The organism is Stenotrophomonas sp. TWI602 (assembly GCF_039674045.1).
Classification (GTDB): domain Bacteria; phylum Pseudomonadota; class Gammaproteobacteria; order Xanthomonadales; family Xanthomonadaceae; genus Stenotrophomonas.
The window spans coordinates 60134-76528 of the sequence record NZ_JBDJMT010000006.1 but is presented as its reverse complement, the minus strand read 5'-3'; the positions used below and the strand labels follow the sequence as shown (position 1 = coordinate 76528).

General features: G+C 66.6%; 10 protein-coding genes. 6 read left to right on the top strand and 4 right to left on the bottom strand.

What is annotated here, in order from left to right:
* The first annotated feature begins 490 nt into the window (after positions 1-490).
* Both trxA and rho read left to right on the top strand, forming a co-directional pair.
* Positions 491-820: a thioredoxin TrxA gene (gene trxA, locus ABE483_RS08585; RefSeq protein ID WP_019183509.1), complete on the top strand. Its 330-nt coding sequence runs from the start codon at positions 491-493 to the stop codon at positions 818-820.
* A gap of 221 nt (positions 821-1041) precedes the next feature.
* Complete coding sequence (rho, locus tag ABE483_RS08580) at positions 1042-2826, top strand: transcription termination factor Rho (RefSeq protein ID WP_346481509.1); 1785 nt, start codon at positions 1042-1044, stop codon at positions 2824-2826.
* 132 nt (positions 2827-2958) lie between these two features.
* On the opposite strand, the gene ABE483_RS08575 is transcribed toward rho, so the two are convergent.
* Entirely contained in the window at positions 2959-5490 is a 2532-nt protein-coding gene (locus ABE483_RS08575; RefSeq protein WP_346481508.1) for a glycoside hydrolase family 3 N-terminal domain-containing protein, read from the bottom strand.
* A 389-nt stretch (positions 5491-5879) separates the two neighbouring features.
* Here ABE483_RS08575 and ABE483_RS08570 point away from each other — a divergent pair, with 389 nt between their 5' ends.
* The gene (locus ABE483_RS08570) at positions 5880-6887 is read left to right on the top strand and encodes a LacI family DNA-binding transcriptional regulator (RefSeq protein WP_313219451.1); all 1008 of its coding nucleotides are present in this window, start codon (positions 5880-5882) and stop codon (positions 6885-6887) included.
* 9 nt (positions 6888-6896) lie between these two features.
* Here ABE483_RS08570 and ABE483_RS08565 read toward each other — a convergent pair whose 3' ends face one another.
* Positions 6897-8174 carry a sugar MFS transporter gene (locus ABE483_RS08565; protein ID WP_313211335.1) on the bottom strand — a complete coding sequence of 426 codons (1278 nt, stop codon included), beginning with the start codon at positions 8172-8174 and terminating at the stop codon, positions 6897-6899.
* Between the two features lie 421 nt (positions 8175-8595).
* Here ABE483_RS08565 and ABE483_RS08560 point away from each other — a divergent pair, with 421 nt between their 5' ends.
* The 3 genes from ABE483_RS08560 (at position 8596) to ABE483_RS08550 (ending at position 14496) form a co-directional block, all read left to right on the top strand.
* Positions 8596-11607 carry a TonB-dependent receptor gene (locus ABE483_RS08560; protein ID WP_346481507.1) on the top strand — a complete coding sequence of 1004 codons (3012 nt, stop codon included), beginning with the start codon at positions 8596-8598 and terminating at the stop codon, positions 11605-11607.
* A gap of 111 nt (positions 11608-11718) precedes the next feature.
* A complete protein-coding gene (locus ABE483_RS08555; RefSeq protein WP_313211337.1) occupies positions 11719-12735 on the top strand; it encodes a cupin-like domain-containing protein in 1017 nt (338 codons plus the stop codon).
* Positions 12736-12909: 174 nt separating this feature from the next.
* The gene (locus ABE483_RS08550; protein ID WP_346481560.1) at positions 12910-14496 is read left to right on the top strand and encodes a sensor domain-containing diguanylate cyclase; all 1587 of its coding nucleotides are present in this window, start codon (positions 12910-12912) and stop codon (positions 14494-14496) included.
* 42 nt (positions 14497-14538) lie between these two features.
* Here ABE483_RS08550 and ABE483_RS08545 read toward each other — a convergent pair whose 3' ends face one another.
* Both ABE483_RS08545 and ABE483_RS08540 read right to left on the bottom strand, forming a co-directional pair.
* Positions 14539-15396 carry a protein tonB gene (locus ABE483_RS08545; protein WP_346481506.1) on the bottom strand — a complete coding sequence of 286 codons (858 nt, stop codon included), beginning with the start codon at positions 15394-15396 and terminating at the stop codon, positions 14539-14541.
* A gap of 72 nt (positions 15397-15468) precedes the next feature.
* A complete protein-coding gene (locus ABE483_RS08540) occupies positions 15469-16344 on the bottom strand; it encodes an energy transducer TonB (protein WP_313211340.1) in 876 nt (291 codons plus the stop codon).
* Positions 16345-16395 lie beyond the last annotated feature (51 nt).

Sequence of the window (16395 nt, the reverse complement as noted above, 5' to 3'; positions counted from 1 at the left end):
AAACGGCCCCTGCGCCGGGATTGGCGGGGCCGGACTCGGGTCCAGGGCGCCGCGCAATGCCCCAGTTTAGCGCAATGTCGGCGGCAAACCGGGATCCCCCGTCGCTCGACCCCATGAGAATGCCCGCCCAGCGCGCCATTACAGCGCGTTGGCAGGGCTGGCGTGCGCTCTGCACCTCGTATTCACCCGCCCTGCCGCCGGTTGAACGGCGCGGCGGGCGGGGCTGGAACCGGCCTCCCGGCCCCCGCATATCAACCGGGATCGTCGCGATAACGCAGGTGGGCGATCACGGGACGCATCTTTCCAACCAGCGTCTGTCCGGTCACGGCGATAGCGGTACACTGCGCCCCGTGAGCGTCCAGGCATCCGCCGAACGCACCGCTGGCCGCCCGCGGCCACGAGGCACCAGACGAGGGTGACGCCGGGTCGGCGTTGCCCAAATTCAACTTCCTCCGGCCCTGCCGGGTGCATTACCAGACGAGAAACCAAGATGAGCGACAAGGTTGTACACGTCGGCGACGCCGACTTTGATAGCGCAGTGCTGAATTCCAAGGAACCGGTGCTGGTCGATTTCTGGGCCGAATGGTGTGGTCCCTGCAAGATGATCGCCCCGGCGCTGGATGAACTGGCCGACGCCTACAACGGTCGCGCCAAGATCGCCAAGGTCAACGTGGATCAGAACCGCGCCCTGGCTGCCAAGTACCACGTGCGCTCGATCCCGATGCTGCTGGTGTTCAAGGACGGCGAAGTCCAGGCCCAGCAGATCGGTGCCGTCGGCAAGGCCCAGCTGGCCGGCATGCTCGACAAGGCCCTGGCCTGATCGCAGCAGGCAGCCGGCCCGTCCGGCTGCCACGCGGGCCCGTCGCCCGCATGAATGACCCTGCCCCACCCGGCTTGCGCGCCGCCGCGAGCCGGTGTTAGTGTCGGCATATCCGGCCGCATTCGCGCGCCGCATCTTCTGGACGCAGTTTCCTTCCAGATCCTTTCCCAACGTTCGCCGCCCTGCCGGGCGCTCGCACCTTCTAGCGAGGAATCCAGCACTTGTCCGATATCACTACTTCCGAACCCGGGAGCGCCGACGCGCCCGCCGAGAAGCGCGTGCGCAAGCCGCGCGTCGCCAAGGCCGCCGCCAACACCGCTGCCGACGCAGGTTCTCCCCCCTCACAACCCGCTCTGCCTCTGGCTGCCGCGTCTGACGCGCCGGCGCCGGCTGCTGCTCCTTCGGCAGCCCCGCAGGCATCGGCACCGGCAGCCCCTGCCGGTGGCGACGCATCGCCCTCGCAGGGCGGTGGTCAGCAGGACACCGGCGACGGTGGCCAGCGCAACCAGAACGGCCGCAACCAGAACCCGCAGGGCGGGCAGAACCCGTACCAGCAGGGTCAGGGCCAGAACCAGGGCCAAGGCCAGGGTCAGGGCCAAGGCAACCGCCGCGACCGTTTCCGCAATCGCCGTGACCGCAACCGCGGTGGCGATCGCTACAACGACGACGGCATGCCGCAGGACAACGGCGAACAGCAGCCGTTCGTGCGCAGCCAGCAGGCCAACGTGCCCGAAGGCTTCCCGGTCTATTCGCTGAGTGACCTCAAGCGCATGCCGGCACAGAAGCTGCTGGAAATCGCCGAACAGCTGCAGATCTCCGAAGGCGTGGCCCGTGCCCGCAAGCAGGACGTGATCTTCGCCCTGCTCAAGGTGCTGACCCGTCATGGCGACGGCGTTGCCGCCGACGGCGTGCTGGAAATCCTGCCGGACGGCTTCGGCTTCCTGCGCGCGGCCGAAGCCAGCTACCTGGCCGGCCCGGACGATACCTACATTTCGCCCAGCCAGATCCGCCGCTTCAACCTGCGCACCGGCGACCACCTGTCCGGCCGCATCCGCTTCCCGAAGGACGGCGAGCGCTACTTCGCGCTGTCGATCGTGGACACCATCAACGGTGAGCCGCTGGAAGCGTCCAAGAACAAGGTGCTGTTCGAGAACCTGACCCCGCTGTTCCCGCGCAAGCGCTTCACCCTGGAACGCGGCAACGGTTCGTCCGAAGACATCACCGGCCGCATCCTCGATCTGATGGCACCGCAGGGCAAGGGTCAGCGTTCGCTGATCGTCTCCCAGCCCAAGGCCGGCAAGACGATGATGATGCAGCAGGTGGCCACGGCGATCACCACCAATCATCCGGACGTGCACCTGATCGTGCTGCTGATCGATGAGCGCCCGGAAGAAGTGACGGAAATGCAGCGCACCGTGCGCGGCGAAGTCATCAGCTCCACCTTCGACGAACCGGCTGCGCGCCACGTGCAGGTCGCCGAAATGGTGATCGAGCGGGCCAAGCGCCTGGTCGAGCACAAGAAGGACGTGGTGATCCTGCTCGACTCGATCACCCGCCTGGCGCGTGCCTACAACAACGTGGTGCCCAGCTCCGGCAAGGTGCTCACCGGTGGTGTGGACGCCAACGCCCTGCACCGTCCGAAGCGCTTCTTCGGCGCGGCGCGTAACGTGGAGGAAGGCGGCAGCCTGACCATCATCGCTACCGCGCTGGTCGATACCGGCAGCAAGATGGACGAGGTGATCTACGAAGAGTTCAAGGGCACCGGCAACAGCGAAGTGCACCTGAGCCGTCGCATCTCCGAAAAGCGCGTGTTCCCGGCGATCGACATCAACCGCTCGGGTACCCGCCGCGAAGATCTGCTGATCGAACCGGAACTGCTGCAGAAGATCTGGATCCTGCGCAAGCTGCTGCATCCGATGGATGAAATGGCCGCAATGGAATTCCTGCTCGACAAGATGAAGAACACCAAGTCCAACGACGAGTTCTTCGGTTCGATGAAGCGCTGATCGGCGCAGCATCCGGACAGAAAGAGGCCCCGCACTGCGGGGCCTTTTTCGTTGAGAGGGTGCCCGGGTAGTGCCGGCCGCTGGCCGGCTCCACACATCCTCCGCCGAACGCCGGCCGGGCAGAGCCCGGCTCTACGGGCAGCGCACCACGCCCGGCGCCTTGTCTGCATTCACCGACACGCGCACCTGGGTAAACGCCGCCGCAAACGGCGTGTCGGCGCTCACCACGAACGGCGCTTCCACCGCGCCCAGGTCCACGCCGCGTTTGGCAAAGCACGCCAGCGGCACGGTCACGGTCTGCTTCTGGCCCGGCGCCAGCGTGGTCAGCAGCGGCGCGATATCCACGCCGCCGTCGCAGCCGGTGCCGCACTGCATGCTCACCGTCACCGGCGATGTCGGGCGCTGCACCAGATGCAGGTCGAACTGCAGCGCGCCGTGGTTGCGCGCCAGCGCGCCCAGGTTGCGCCGCGAGGTGCTGCGCGCGATCAACTGCGCCGGTGCCAGCCACGTGACTTCCTTCGCGTCCTGCTGGGTGTTGACCTGCACGGTGCGCACCTGCACTACCGGCGCGGCGGCCGGCCAGCGCAGCGTGGCGTTGAGGTCGTTGCCCAGCGGCTGGGTCGCGCCGCCGGCCGCCACATGCAGCGCGAACGGTGGCGTGTCAGCCCGGTTGAAGATCGGCAGGGTGGTCACCTCGCCGCAGTTGTCCGGATTGGCTTCGGGAAGGCGCGTCAGCGTGCCGGGCGAGCTGTAGGCCAGGCCGTGACCCAGCGCGAACAGCGGCGGACGCTTCGGGTCCGGCCGGTCGATCGGCGCCGGGCAGGGAACGCCCGGCCACGGGAAGCTCAGGCGCCCGCGGAAATCATGCACGGGCTTGCCATCCTTGCCGGCCACCAGCACATCGGTGATGCCCTTGCCCTCGGTGCCCGGCAGCCACGCCGCCACGAAGGCCTGCGATTGGTTGAGCAGGTCGTTGGTGTACATCGGACGCCCGGAGAAGTACACGGTCACCACCGGCTTGCCACTGGCCTGGGCCGCGCGCAGCACCGCCAGATCCTGCGGATAGGCGCGGCTGTGGCTGACCGAATCAGAGGCCAGGATGTCGCCGTTGGTCTCGGCGTACGGCGTCTCGCCAATCACCGCCACCACCACATCGAACCGGGTGGGATCCAGCGCGGTGGCATCAGCGCTGTAGGCAACGTTCTGTGTGCCCAGCTCGGCACGCAACGCCCCCAGCACCGAATCAGCGTGGGGGAAATCGGCATTGCGGTTCTCGGTGCCCTGCCAGGTCAGCGACCAGCCGCCGGACTGATCGGACAGGTTGTCGGCACTCTTGCCGACCACCATGACGCGTGCATCGCGGCGCAGCGGCAGAACCTTCGCATCGTTCTTGAGCAGCACCAGCGACTCGCGCACCGCCTGGCGCGCCAGCTCACGGTGCTGCACGGCAGCGACATCACCGGCGTAGCGGCTGTCCGACGGCTTGTGATCGAACAGGCCTGCACGCAGCTTCACGCGCAGGATGCGGGTGACCGCATCATCGATGCGCGCCATCGGGATCTCCCCGCGCTCCACCTGGGCCATGGTGTTGGCGATGAAGGCCTTCCAGTCGTCGGGCACCATCACCATGTCGATGCCGGCGTTGATCGCCTGCGCGCAGCTGTCGTTGCGGCAGCCCGGCACCTGGGCGATGCCGTTCCAGTCGGACACGACGAAACCGTCGAAGCCCATCTTCTCTTTCAGCGCACCGGTCAGCAGGGCTTTGTTGCCGTGCATCTTGCCGTAGTCGACCCCGCCACTGCGGTCGTTCCAGCTGTTGAACGACGCCATCACCGTCTGCACGCCTTCGCCGAGCGCGCCGTAGTAGCCCTGCCCGTGCACGTTGATCATCGTGGCCTTGTCGACCAGCGCCTCACCCTGGTCGCGGCCGTTGTCGGTCGCGCCATCGCCGATGTAGTGCTTGGCCGTGGCGACCACGTTGCCGTCATCGCCGAAACGTCCCTGCGCGCCCTTGACGTAGGCCTGTGCGAAGGCGCGGATCACATGTGGATCGGAGGAATAGCTTTCGTAGGTACGGCCCCAGCGCGGATCGTGCGCCACCGCCAGGGTCGGCGCGAACACCCAGTCGATGCCGGTCGCGCGCACCGCGTGTGCGGTGGCCTGGCCGATCCGCTCGATCAGGGCGGCATCGCCCGCCGCGCCCAGGCCGATGTTGTGCGGGAACAGCGTGGCGCCGTAGACGTTGTTGTGACCGTGCACCGCATCGGTGCCCCAGATCACCGGGATCGGCGTGCGTGCATCGGTGGCCAGCGAGGCCGCGCGATAGGCATCGGCCAGTTGCAGCCACTGCGCCACCGTGGCGTGCTTGTCCATGCCCGGCCAGGAGCCGCCACCATTGAGAACCGAGCCGATGTAGTACTGGCGGACCTCATCGGGCGTGATCATCTTGATCTCGGGCTGGGTCATCTGGCCCACCTTCTGCGCCAGCGTCATCTCCGCCACGATTTCCCGCACCCGCGCCTCAAGCGCGGCATCCGGCGCGATCGCGCTGGCCACGTGGGGCCAGTCCTGCAGGCGTTCACCGGTGGCCGGTGCGGCACCGGCCGTCGAGGCCAGCGCGGCCAGCAGGCAGGTGGCGAGAATCGTCTTGTTGGAGCTGGTCACTGGACATCTTCCTCTGATGAAATACGCGCGAACGGGACGGGCGCGACCGCAGCCGGGCACCGCTCGCGCTGCGATGTCGATGGCCGGCGGGGTAGCGATACTGCGTCGGTCAGCGCCCCTGTCTGACAGCGCTGTCATATAAGCCCATGGCAACGCTGTCAACCGCGGTCGGGCAGGGTTGCGGCCGAAGTCCCGCTGCAGCAGGGATCGCCGGCGCAGCGTGTGTCCGCCCCTCCCGTGAACTGCTGCATCGCGGCATGCAAAAACACGAACCCGCCACGCACGTCGCCGGCATGGCAACATCCGCCTGCATCGGCAACATCGATGTGACACACCCGCACTACCATCGGCAGCTGCCCGCCCGCCCCTCCAAGAGGAACCCCCGCACCATGCGTAGTCGTATCGAGGATGTCGCCGCCGTTGCGGGTGTATCGATCAAGACGGTGTCCCGCGTGCTCAACAACGAGCCCAACGTGCGCGTGGAAACCCGCGATCGCGTACTGGCCGCGGTGGCCCGCCTCGGCTACAAACCCAATCTCTCGGCGCGCAGCCTGGCCGGTCAGCGCTCGTATGCGCTGGCGCTGGTCTACAACAACCCCTCGCGCAATTACCTGATGGAAATCCAGAACGGGATGCTGGAGGCGTGCCACGCCAACCACTACAACCTGATCCTGGGCCCGGTCGGCACGGCGCGCCGCACCTTGCCCGATCTGGCCGCGCTGTTCGAGAATTCGCGCCCCGACGGGGTGGTGCTGATCCCGCCACTGACCGACGACGCAGTGGTGCTGGCCTATCTGGAAGAACACGAAATTCCGTATGCCTCCATTGCGCCGCGGCACCCCGAAGGCTGCATCGGCGTGCGCATGGACGAGACCACGGCGGTGGTCGAACTGATCGGCCACCTGGTCGCGCAGGGCCACCGCCGCATCGGCCACATCAAGGGCCCGCGCGCGCATGGCGCCTGCCAGTGGCGCCACGCCGGCTATCGCCAGGCGCTGCGCCAGTACGGGATCGAGTACGACCCGGCGCTGGTGGTCAACGGCCAGTTCTCGTTCGAATCCGGCATCGACGCGGCCAACGCCCTGTTGGATCTGGCAGAGCCACCCACGGCGATCTTCGCCGCCAACGACGACATGGCCGCCGCAGTGTTCCGCGTCGCCGGCCAACGCGGCCTGCGCATCCCCCGGGACCTGTCGGTCTGCGGCTTCGATGACACCCCGATCGCCGGGCATATCTACCCGGCGCTGACCACGGTGCGGCAGCCGACCGCCGCCATGGGGCGGCTGGCCACCGAGCAGTTGATCGATCACATCCGCTCGCCGGACGCCGGCACCATGATCACCGTCGATCACGCGGTGCTGGTGCGCGAATCCACGCACCCACCGCGTCGCCGCTGATCGCCTGCCTCAGCCGCTGTGGCGCGAACCGCGCCACGCGTAGAACGCAATGAACAGGTAGCACAGCATCGGCAGCAGGAAGGACACCTGCAGCCCATGATGGTCGGCCAGCCAACCCATCGCCAGCGGGATCACCGCCCCACCGACGATCGCCATCACCAGCAGGCTCGATGCCTGGCCGGTCAGCGTACCGAGGCGGGCAATCGCCAACGCGAAGATGGTCGGGAACATGATCGAATTGAACAGGCCGATGCTGACCACACTCCACTTGGCCAGGTTGCCGCTGCCCAGCATCGTCACCGCCAGCAGGGCCATGACGATCAACGCGAAGACCCCCAGCATGCGGCGCGGATCCAGACGGGTCAGCAATGCCGCACCGAGCAGACGCCCGACCAGCGCGCCGCCCCAGTACAAGGACACGTAGCGCGTGGCTTCCTGCTCGGTCAGCCCCTCACCGATACCCGGCATCGAAAGGAAGTTGACCAGCACGCTGCCGATCGAGACTTCCGCACCCACATAGAAGAAGATCGCCAGGACGCCATAGCGCAGGTGGCGGTGGCGCAGCGCATCGCGCAGGCGGCCCCTGCCGGTGGCAGCCTCGCCTTCCACGCCGGGAATGGTCGGCAGGCGGAACATCCAGATCGCCACCGCCAGCACGAACAGCGCCACTGCCAGGCCGAAGTACGGCACCTGCACCGATTGCGCTTCAGCAGCGCGATACGCGAGCGCTTCAGCGTGCGGCAGCAGCGCCAGCTCATCGGCCGTGCGCGGCGCGGCCGAGAGGATCAGCAGGCCACCGAACAGCGGCGCGATGGTGGTGCCCAGCGCATTCATCGATTGCGCCAACGTCAGCCGGCTGGAACTGGTCTGTTCCGGCCCGAGCAGCGCAACGTAGGGATTGGCGGCCACCTGCAGCACGGTGATGCCGGTGGCCAGCACGAACAGCGCGCCGAGGAACAGGCCGTACACATGCGCCTGCGCGGCCGGCCAGAACAGCAACGCGCCCACACCGGCAATGGCCAGCCCGGCCACGATGCCGCGCTTGTAACCCACCGCCGCGACCAGGCGCCCGGCGGGGAGCGACATCAGGAAGTACGCACCGAAGAAGGTGAACTGGACCAGCATCGCCTGCACCCAGGTCAGGGCGAACGCGGCCTTGAGGTGCGGGATCAGGATGTCGTTGAGGCAGGTGAGGAAGCCCCACATGAAAAAGATGGCGGTGACCACGGCCAGTGCAACGCCATTGCTTTGCACATGTTGTCCGCGGACGGCAGCAGGAGTGTCCATTGCATGTCCTTCCAGATTGGGAGTGCCGGCCAGTCGGCGGCCAGACATGGAACCTGCTTGGACCGCGATTGTCCAGCGCTGTCAGCAATCGGATCCGAGGGTCGGCCGATGCTGCAGTGCACGCGCCCGAATGCCTTCGCGCAGTTTCGTTCTGCACTGCACAACAGATCAGCATCGCCATTCCGGCGGCCCACGTCCCCGCAGAATCGAGCTACAACGCCCGTGCTGCAGTGTTTCCGCCGCGCGCGCAGCCGTCCCGACTGCAACGCACGACACAGCTCGGCGTCGGCCGCAAGCGCATCGCCACGTGCGTTTGTTGACAACGCTGTCAACCATGGCTCCAATCCGGGCCGTGCGCACTGGACCCCGCGCCGACACAACGCAGAACCGCCACGATCGAATTCCCTGGGGAGGGATCATCATGAAGACGTACAAGGCCGTACCCCGCAAGGCGATGCTCACCTCCGCACTTCTCGCTGTCCTGGCCGGCCCGGCCTGGGCGCAGGATCCTGCGGCCCGAGAGAACACCACGACGGCCCCCGATGGCGTCGATCCCACCACGCTGGATGCGGTGCAGGTCACCGGCATCCGTGGCAGCCTCACCTCGTCGATGAACCTCAAGCGCGACAGCCAGGGGGTGGTCGACGGCATCATTGCCGAGGACATCGGCAAGTTCCCGGATACCAACCTGGCCGAATCGCTGCAGCGCATCAGCGGCGTGTCGATCGACCGCACCTCCAGCGGCGAGGGCTCCAAAGTCACCGTGCGCGGCATCGGCCCGGACTACAACCTGGTGCTCCTGAACGGCCGGCAGATGCCGGCGTCCAACCTCGGCAACGGCGGTGCTGGCCTGAACGGTTCGCGATCGTTCGACTTTGCGAATATCGCCTCCGAATCGATTTCGGCCGTCGAGGTCTACAAGACCACCCGCGCCGACAATCCGACGGGCGGCATCGGCGCCACCATCAACATCAAGACGCTGCGTCCATTGGAGGCGGCGCCGGTCGTCAGCCTGGGCCTGAAGGCGGTGCACGACACCTCCAACGACAACGTGCCGCGCACGCTGCAAGGGTCCAACATCACCGGTGAGCTATCGGGCATCTTCAGCCAGACCTACGCCGACGGACGCTTCGGTGTTGCACTCAGTGCCAGCCATCAGGAACGCGACTCGGGCTTCAACCAGGCGACCGTGGCCGAAGGCTGGGCGACCCTTCGTGGCAGCGACACCACCGACTGGCGGGCGTTGCCACAACCAGGCACGGGCTATGTCGACCGGATCACCAACCGCCCGGGCGCCGATGATATCTATGGCCGCCCGCAGAACTCGGCCTACAACGTCAATGCGGTGCAGCGGCAGCGCACCAACGGGCAGGCCACGTTCCAGTGGAAGCCGCTGGACAACGTGACCACCACGCTGGACTACACCTATGTGGAAAACAAGGTCCAGCAGCAGCGCAGCGAACTGTCGGTGTGGTTCAACTATGGCCCTGGCGACAGCACCTGGACCAACGGCCCGGTTGCCGCGCCTATCGTCTACAGCGAAGACGTGGTCAACGGCGACGTGGCCATGGGCGGCATGAAGCTGGCGACCAAGAACAACATGGAAGCGGTGGGCTTCAACGTCGAGTGGGAGGTCAACGACGCGCTGGACCTGTCCTTCGACTACAACCGCGCCAGTGCCGAATCGCAGCCCGATGGCCCCTACGGCTCGGCGGGCGTGCTGGGCGTCGCCGCTTACGTGCGTGGCAAGACCACGGTGGATTACAGCGGCGACCTCCCCATCATCAACATCGCACTGCCTCCTGGCGGCATCCAGGCGTCGGATGCCCTGGTGACCGGCTCGGTCTTCCAGAACAGCTACAACAAGTCTGAAGTGGAGCAGCTGCAGGCCAAGGGCGTGTTCCGCTTTGCCGACTACTCCGCGCTGGATTTCGGCGTGGGCCACACCAAGGTGGACAATCGCTCGGCCGCGGCCATCATGCAGCGAGACAGCTGGGGTGGCGTCGGTACGCCTGCGGACTACGATGACAGCATCTGGTACGCCGATGACATGGGCAAGTACTTCAAGGCGTTCTCCGGCCACAACGATCCGCGCCTGACGGGCCAGTTCCTGGTCTTCGATTTCGACCGCCTGCGCGATCGTGCCGCCCAGGTGGCCAATGGCGTGGAGCCTGCCTGCCCCACCTGCTATGTCGCCCCGACGGAATACTCCGAGGACATCCGTACCACGGAAACGTCCAAGAGCGCTTACCTGCAATACCGCACTACCTTTGACTGGAACATGCCGCTGCATATCGCCGCGGGTGTGCGCTACGAACAAACCGAGGTGGAATCGCAGGCGCTGGTGCGCGTACCCACCTCCATCAGCTGGAATTCGCTCAACGAATTCAACATCACCTACGCCGAGGAAGGCGCCTTCGTGGGTGGCAAGGGCAAGTACGACTACATCCTGCCCAATCTCGACCTGAAGCTGGACCTGAGCGAATCGTTGGCGCTGCGCGGCAGCTACAGCCGCAGCCTCGGCCGTCCGGGCTGGACGCAGATCGAAAGCGGGCAGCGTCTGGACAACATCGTGCGCACCCAGGGCGGCACCGGCTCGCGTGGCAACCCGGCACTGGAGCCGTTGCTCTCGGACAACGTCGATCTCTCGCTGGAGTGGTACTACGGAGAGGCCAGCTACGCCTCGGTCGGCTTCTTCCGCAAGAACATCAAGAACTTCATCAGCAATACGATCGCGCGTGAGGATGCAGGCAGTCTGCACACCCCGGTGGGCGGCGCCTACTGGAACGAGGCACTGGCATCGGGCTGCGTGGCTACCGATACGGTGTGCCTCCGCAACTACATCTTCACCAACCATGCCGGCGACCCGGGCGTGACCTCCACCGGTGTCAACTCCGCCGGTCAGCTGACCGGCAGCATCGTCGGCCAGCCGGGTGATCCGATCGCCGGGTTTGATGTCACCCTGCCGGCCAACCAGCGTTCGGACCACCTCCAGGGTTGGGAAGTGGCCGTGCAGCACCTGTTCGGCCAGTCCGGCTTTGGCATGGCGGCGAACTACACCAAGGTGAAATCCGGCCTGACCTTCGACAACCTCAGCCTGGGCGACCAGTATCCGATGATCGGCCTCAGCGATTCTGCCAACGCGGTGCTGTTCTACGACAAGAACGCCTGGCAGGTCCGTGCGGCCTACAACTGGCGCGACAAGTTCCTCAACGGCATCGGCGGCCAGGGGCCCAACCCGAACTACACCGAAGCCTACGGCCAGCTCGATCTCAACATCAGCTACGCGGTCAGCGACCAGCTGACGCTGAGTGTGGAGGCGATCAACCTGACCGACGAGACCATGCGCACCTACGCGCGCCATTCCAACATGCTGCGCTACGCCACCCAGACCGGGCCGCGTTACATGTTCGGCGTTCGCTACAAGTTCTGAGTCGGCTGTACCGACCCGCAGCACCGGAAGGCCGCGCTCACCCCGCGGCCTTTCGCTTCCGCCACCCCCGCGCTACCGTGGGCGCCACCCGCCTCTGCCATCAGGACGCCGATGTCTGCCATGCCCGGCCCGATCGAGGAACTGCATGATCTGGATCCGGCGCAGCTGCACGCGCAGTTGCCCGGCTGGACGACACCGAAAGTGATCCGCGGGCTGGTGGCGCAGTGGCCGCTGGTCAGCGCGGCGACGCAGTCCGCACAGGCGGCGGTCGCCCATCTCAAACAGTTCGACCACGGCACGATGCCGGTCACCGCCACCACGGCGCCGCCGGAGGCCAAGGGGCGTGTGTTCTACAACGCCGACATGAGCGGCTTCAATTTCCGCCGCGAGCAGATTCCGTTGAAGGTCGTGCTCGACACCCTGCTCAAGTACGCCACCGCGCCGACGCCACCCTCGATCTACGTCGCCTCGACCACGCTGGACAGTTTCCTGCCCGGCTTCCGCCGGGCCAATGCACTTGCGCTCGGCGTGGACGATCCGCTGGCCAGTATCTGGATCGGCAACCGCTCGCGTATCGCCGCGCACCAGGACGTGCCGGACAACCTGGCCTGCGTGGCCGCCGGCCGCCGCCGGGTCACCCTGTTCCCGCCGGCGCAGGTGGGCAATCTGTATATCGGGCCACTGGACTTCACGCCGGCCGGGCAGGCCGTCAGCCTGGTCGACTTCGCCGCACCGGACCTGGCACGCTTCCCGCGCTTCAGCGAGGCGCTGGCCCACGCACAGGTGGCCGAACTCGGCCCCGGCGATGCGGTGTTCATCCCCTCGTTGTGGTGGCACCACATGGAGGGGCTGGAGGCGTTCAATGTACTGGTCAATTACTGGTGGCGGCCTGTGCCGGCGTGGCGGGATGCGCCGATGAACGCACTGATGCTATCGCTGCTGGCCATACGCGATCTGCCACCGGCACAGCGTGCGCATTGGCAGGCGATGTTCCAGCACTATGTCTTCGAGGCCGATGACCACACCGCCGCGCATATTCCCGAAACGGTGCGCGGCGTGCTCGGGCCACTCGACCAGGCCGGCGCCGATCATCTGCGCGGCGTGCTGCGCAAGCGCCTGGAGCGCTGAACGGGCCACCACGGCGGCGCCGACTTCACCCACGTGGGGGTGTAATCCGCAATAATCGCCGCCCAACGAGTTGTTGACCGCCCGGGGGCGGGGTCGTGCGCTCCTGACTGTTTCGCTGCTGCCGTTCCATCCGCATGTTCCGGTTGGTGCTGCACCCTGCCGCCCGTGAACCGCATGCGTCCGTTGTCCACCCGTCTGAACCTGGGCAAGTTGATCCTTGCCCTGGCCCTGCTCAGCGCGCTCATCGCGCTGGCCAATACCCTGCATGCCAGCTACCGCGTGCAGCGCGAGCAGCTGATCGGCAATACGCTGGAAGCCAACCGTGTGTATGCCAGCAAGCTGGCGGAGTCGACCCAGAACTTCGTTCTGTCAGCGCAGCAGCAGGTGGCCTACAGCGCCACCCTGCTCGGCCAGCGTGTGCATGATCGCAGCGAACTGGAAGCAGAAGCCGCACGCCTGCAGCTGCAGACCAACAGCTTCAACTCGGTGCTGATAGTGGATGCCGGCGGTACCGTGCTGGCGACCTCCCCACAGAGCCTGGCCCTGCAGGGCGTGCTGCTCAAGAGCGCCGGCAACCGCGATGCCCTGGAGCGCCGGGTCCCCTTCATCAGCGACCCCTACCAGGCCGCGACCGGGCGCCTGGTGGTGGCGATTTCGCATCCGATCTTCTCCGCGCAGGGGAGGTACCAGGGCTATGTCAGCGGCACGATCTACCTGCGCCAGCGCAGCATCCTGCAATCGCTGCTGGGCAAGCACTATTACCGCGATGGGTCCTACCTGTACGTCGTCGACCGCAACGGTCGCATCCTGTACCACATCGAACAGGACCGGGTCGGCCAGTTCGCGCTGGAGAACCCGGCCGTGCAGGCGGTGACCCGAGGCCACTCCGGCGCGCAGCAGGTACGCAACAGTCACGGCGTGCAGATGCTGGCCGGGTACGCGCCGGTGCCGAGCGTTGGCTGGGGCGTGGTGGCCCAGCGGCCGACCACCGCCACGCTGGCCTCACTGTCCAAGCTGATGTCGGCGGTGATCTGGAATGCGATTCCGCTGGGCATCCTGTCGCTGCTGATCACCTGGTGGTTCGCGCGGCGCATCTCGCTGCCGCTATGGCAGCTGGCGCGCAACGTGCAGAACCGCGACACCGGCATCGCGCTCCGCCACGTCACCGGTATCCGGGCCTGGTACTACGAGGTCGCCCAGCTCAAAGCCGCCCTGCTGTACAGCTTCAACCTGCTGCAGGACCGCATCGGCAAGCTCAACCGCGCCAGCATGACCGATCCCCTTACCGGCCTGCAGAACCGGCGCGGCCTGCAGCAGGGGCTGGAAGACTGGCAGGCACGCGGCCAGCCATTCGGGATCATCGCGCTGGACATCGACCGCTTCAAAAGCATCAACGACCGCTTCGGTCATGCGGTCGGTGACGCCGTGATCCTGCGCATCGCGCAATTGATGCGCGATGGCTCACGCGACACCGATCTGCTCTGCCGCAACGGCGGTGAGGAGTTCCTGATCCTGTTGCCGGGCATCGATGCCCTCCATGCCGCGCAGGTGGCCGAGCGCCTGCGCATCCAGGTGGCAGCCGAAGTGTTCGAGCAGGTCGGCACGGTCACCGTGTCGCTGGGCGTGGCCCACTACCCGACCTATCACGATGATCCGCAGCAGGCGCTGCGGCTGGCCGACAAGGCCCTGTACATGGCCAAGGAACAGGGCCGCAACCGCACCGTGGTGTACCCGCAGCCTGAAGGCACGGGCACCAGTTGACACCGGGGTCGCGGGCGCAATGCGCCGCGGCCCGTGTCAGGCTCAGCTGCCCAGCGGGGTGCGCAGGCGCGGCGCGTTGGGGTCGCCGGCCAACGTAGCCGAGCCGTCGGTCAGCAGATCCGGCGAGAAGCCGGCGCTCTCCGGGCGTGTGGACCACGGGATGGCGTTGCGTGGTCCTGGAATGTAAGCGCGCCACTGCGCCAGGTCGTCAGGCATGGCGGTGTTGATCGCGAAACTGACCGGCACGCGGTAGGTGCGGAACGGCGCCTCCAGGCTGGCGTCCTCCGCGCTCAGCGGAAAGCGCCACTTGCGCGCGGCGTCCAGCGATGCCTTGCTCAGGCGACTGCGGATGAGATCCATCTGGGCTGCCGTCCCCGTGCTTCTCAGATTCACCTGCTCGGCAACCTGGTCGACCACACGCCCTTCCCGGTCAACCTTCAGGGCGAGGTACACGGTGCCCTGCCCACCCACGCGGAACACGTCGGCGGGGTAGCGCGGGGGTGGCGTACGCACCCTGGATTTGATTTCCCGTCCCGAGGCATCCTTCCGGGCGCCATCGAAATGTGCACTGATCAGCCGCACGTTGAAGGTATCGTTCGCACCCGGCTGGGCGACGACACGTACGGTCATCCGCGCATCCATCGGTACCGGGGCGCCGTCACGCACATTCGGCTCGAATTCCCAGTTCTTCACGGTGTCACGCACCAGCGTGGCCACTGCCTCCGGAAGCAGGTCCTGCTTGTCGATCTCCAGCGCAGTGATGCGGCCGTCGTCGCCAATGGCGAGGGTGCCCTCGACCCGCATCCCCATTTCCACCGGCACATCGGCCGACGGCTTGGCCGCGTGCGCTGGCGCTGCTGCCAGCACCAGTGCCACGGCGATTGCCTTGATGATGTCCATCGCGTTGTTTCTCCTTGTGCCATTCATCGTCATCGGTACCGACAGCCTACCCACTGGGGCCGGCATGCAGGGTCAGCCACCCAGCGGCGTCAACAGGGTCGGCCCCTTGCCGGCGGCATCGGCCATGAACACCCCGCCGGACGGCAGCATATCGGCCTTGCCATCGGCCGCCATGTCCATGTCCCTGCGCCACGGCGCCTGCTGGCGCGGGCCGGGAATATAGGCATCCCAGCGACCGTAGCGCTCGGCGTCGTCTCCGAAGGAGAAGCGTACCGGCACCCGGATGGTCCAGCTGGCTTCATTCCTGTACTCGCCGGTGGTCGGAATCCTGAACGTCCATTTGCGCGCAGCACCCATCGCTACCCGCGACAGCTTGTCACGCATCTTCCGCATGTTCGCCTCATTGGCGATCACACGCAGGTTGACCTGCTCGGTCGCCACGTCCAGGGCGTTGCCATCGCGCCCGACCTGGATCAGCAGGATCACGTCACCGCGTCCCCCTGCATTGAACACGTCCTCCGGATACGCCGGCCGCGACATCTTCCTGCCGGTCACGCTGCTGGTATCGGTTGGGTCGTACGTGTCGAAACTCGCCGCCAGCAGGGTGACCTGGCCCGTGCCATCCGGGTTGTTCTTTGCCCCCAGGCGGATGCTGGCCGGCGCACGCGCCTTGACGGCGCGGCCCTGGCGCCGCACCGGCTCGAAGCGCCAGGTGTGCACCGCACGTTCGACGAACCGGACGATTCCCTCGTCCACCTGGTCCGGCTTGTCGAGACGGAACGCTTCGACCTGGCCTTCGGTACCGATATCGATCTCGCCGGTAAGCACCATGCTGGCTTCGGCCTGCTCGCGCACCTCGCGCTTGGTCTGTGCGTCCGCATCGGGAACCACGACCATGCCCACGCCGCTGAAGGCCAGTGCCAGGGCAAGAATAGGGGAACAACGCATCGCACTATCTCCTTGTGGATACCTGACAGCGTAGCGCAGCGGCGTTCCTGT

Bases quoted from the DNA above. Each gene is read 5' to 3' on its own strand.
- ABE483_RS08550 (WP_346481560.1), top strand. From the start codon at position 12,910: ATGCGTCCGTTGTCCACCCGTCTGAACCTGGGCAAGTTGATCCTTGCC.
- ABE483_RS08565 (WP_313211335.1), bottom strand. From the start codon at position 8,174: ATGGACACTCCTGCTGCCGTCCGCGGACAACATGTGCAAAGCAATGGC.
- ABE483_RS08540 (WP_313211340.1), bottom strand. From the start codon at position 16,344: ATGCGTTGTTCCCCTATTCTTGCCCTGGCACTGGCCTTCAGCGGCGTG.
- ABE483_RS08570 (WP_313219451.1), top strand. From the start codon at position 5,880: ATGCGTAGTCGTATCGAGGATGTCGCCGCCGTTGCGGGTGTATCGATC.
- ABE483_RS08555 (WP_313211337.1), top strand. From the start codon at position 11,719: ATGTCTGCCATGCCCGGCCCGATCGAGGAACTGCATGATCTGGATCCG.
- ABE483_RS08560 (WP_346481507.1), top strand. From the start codon at position 8,596: ATGAAGACGTACAAGGCCGTACCCCGCAAGGCGATGCTCACCTCCGCA.
- trxA (WP_019183509.1), top strand. From the start codon at position 491: ATGAGCGACAAGGTTGTACACGTCGGCGACGCCGACTTTGATAGCGCA.
- ABE483_RS08545 (WP_346481506.1), bottom strand. From the start codon at position 15,396: ATGGACATCATCAAGGCAATCGCCGTGGCACTGGTGCTGGCAGCAGCG.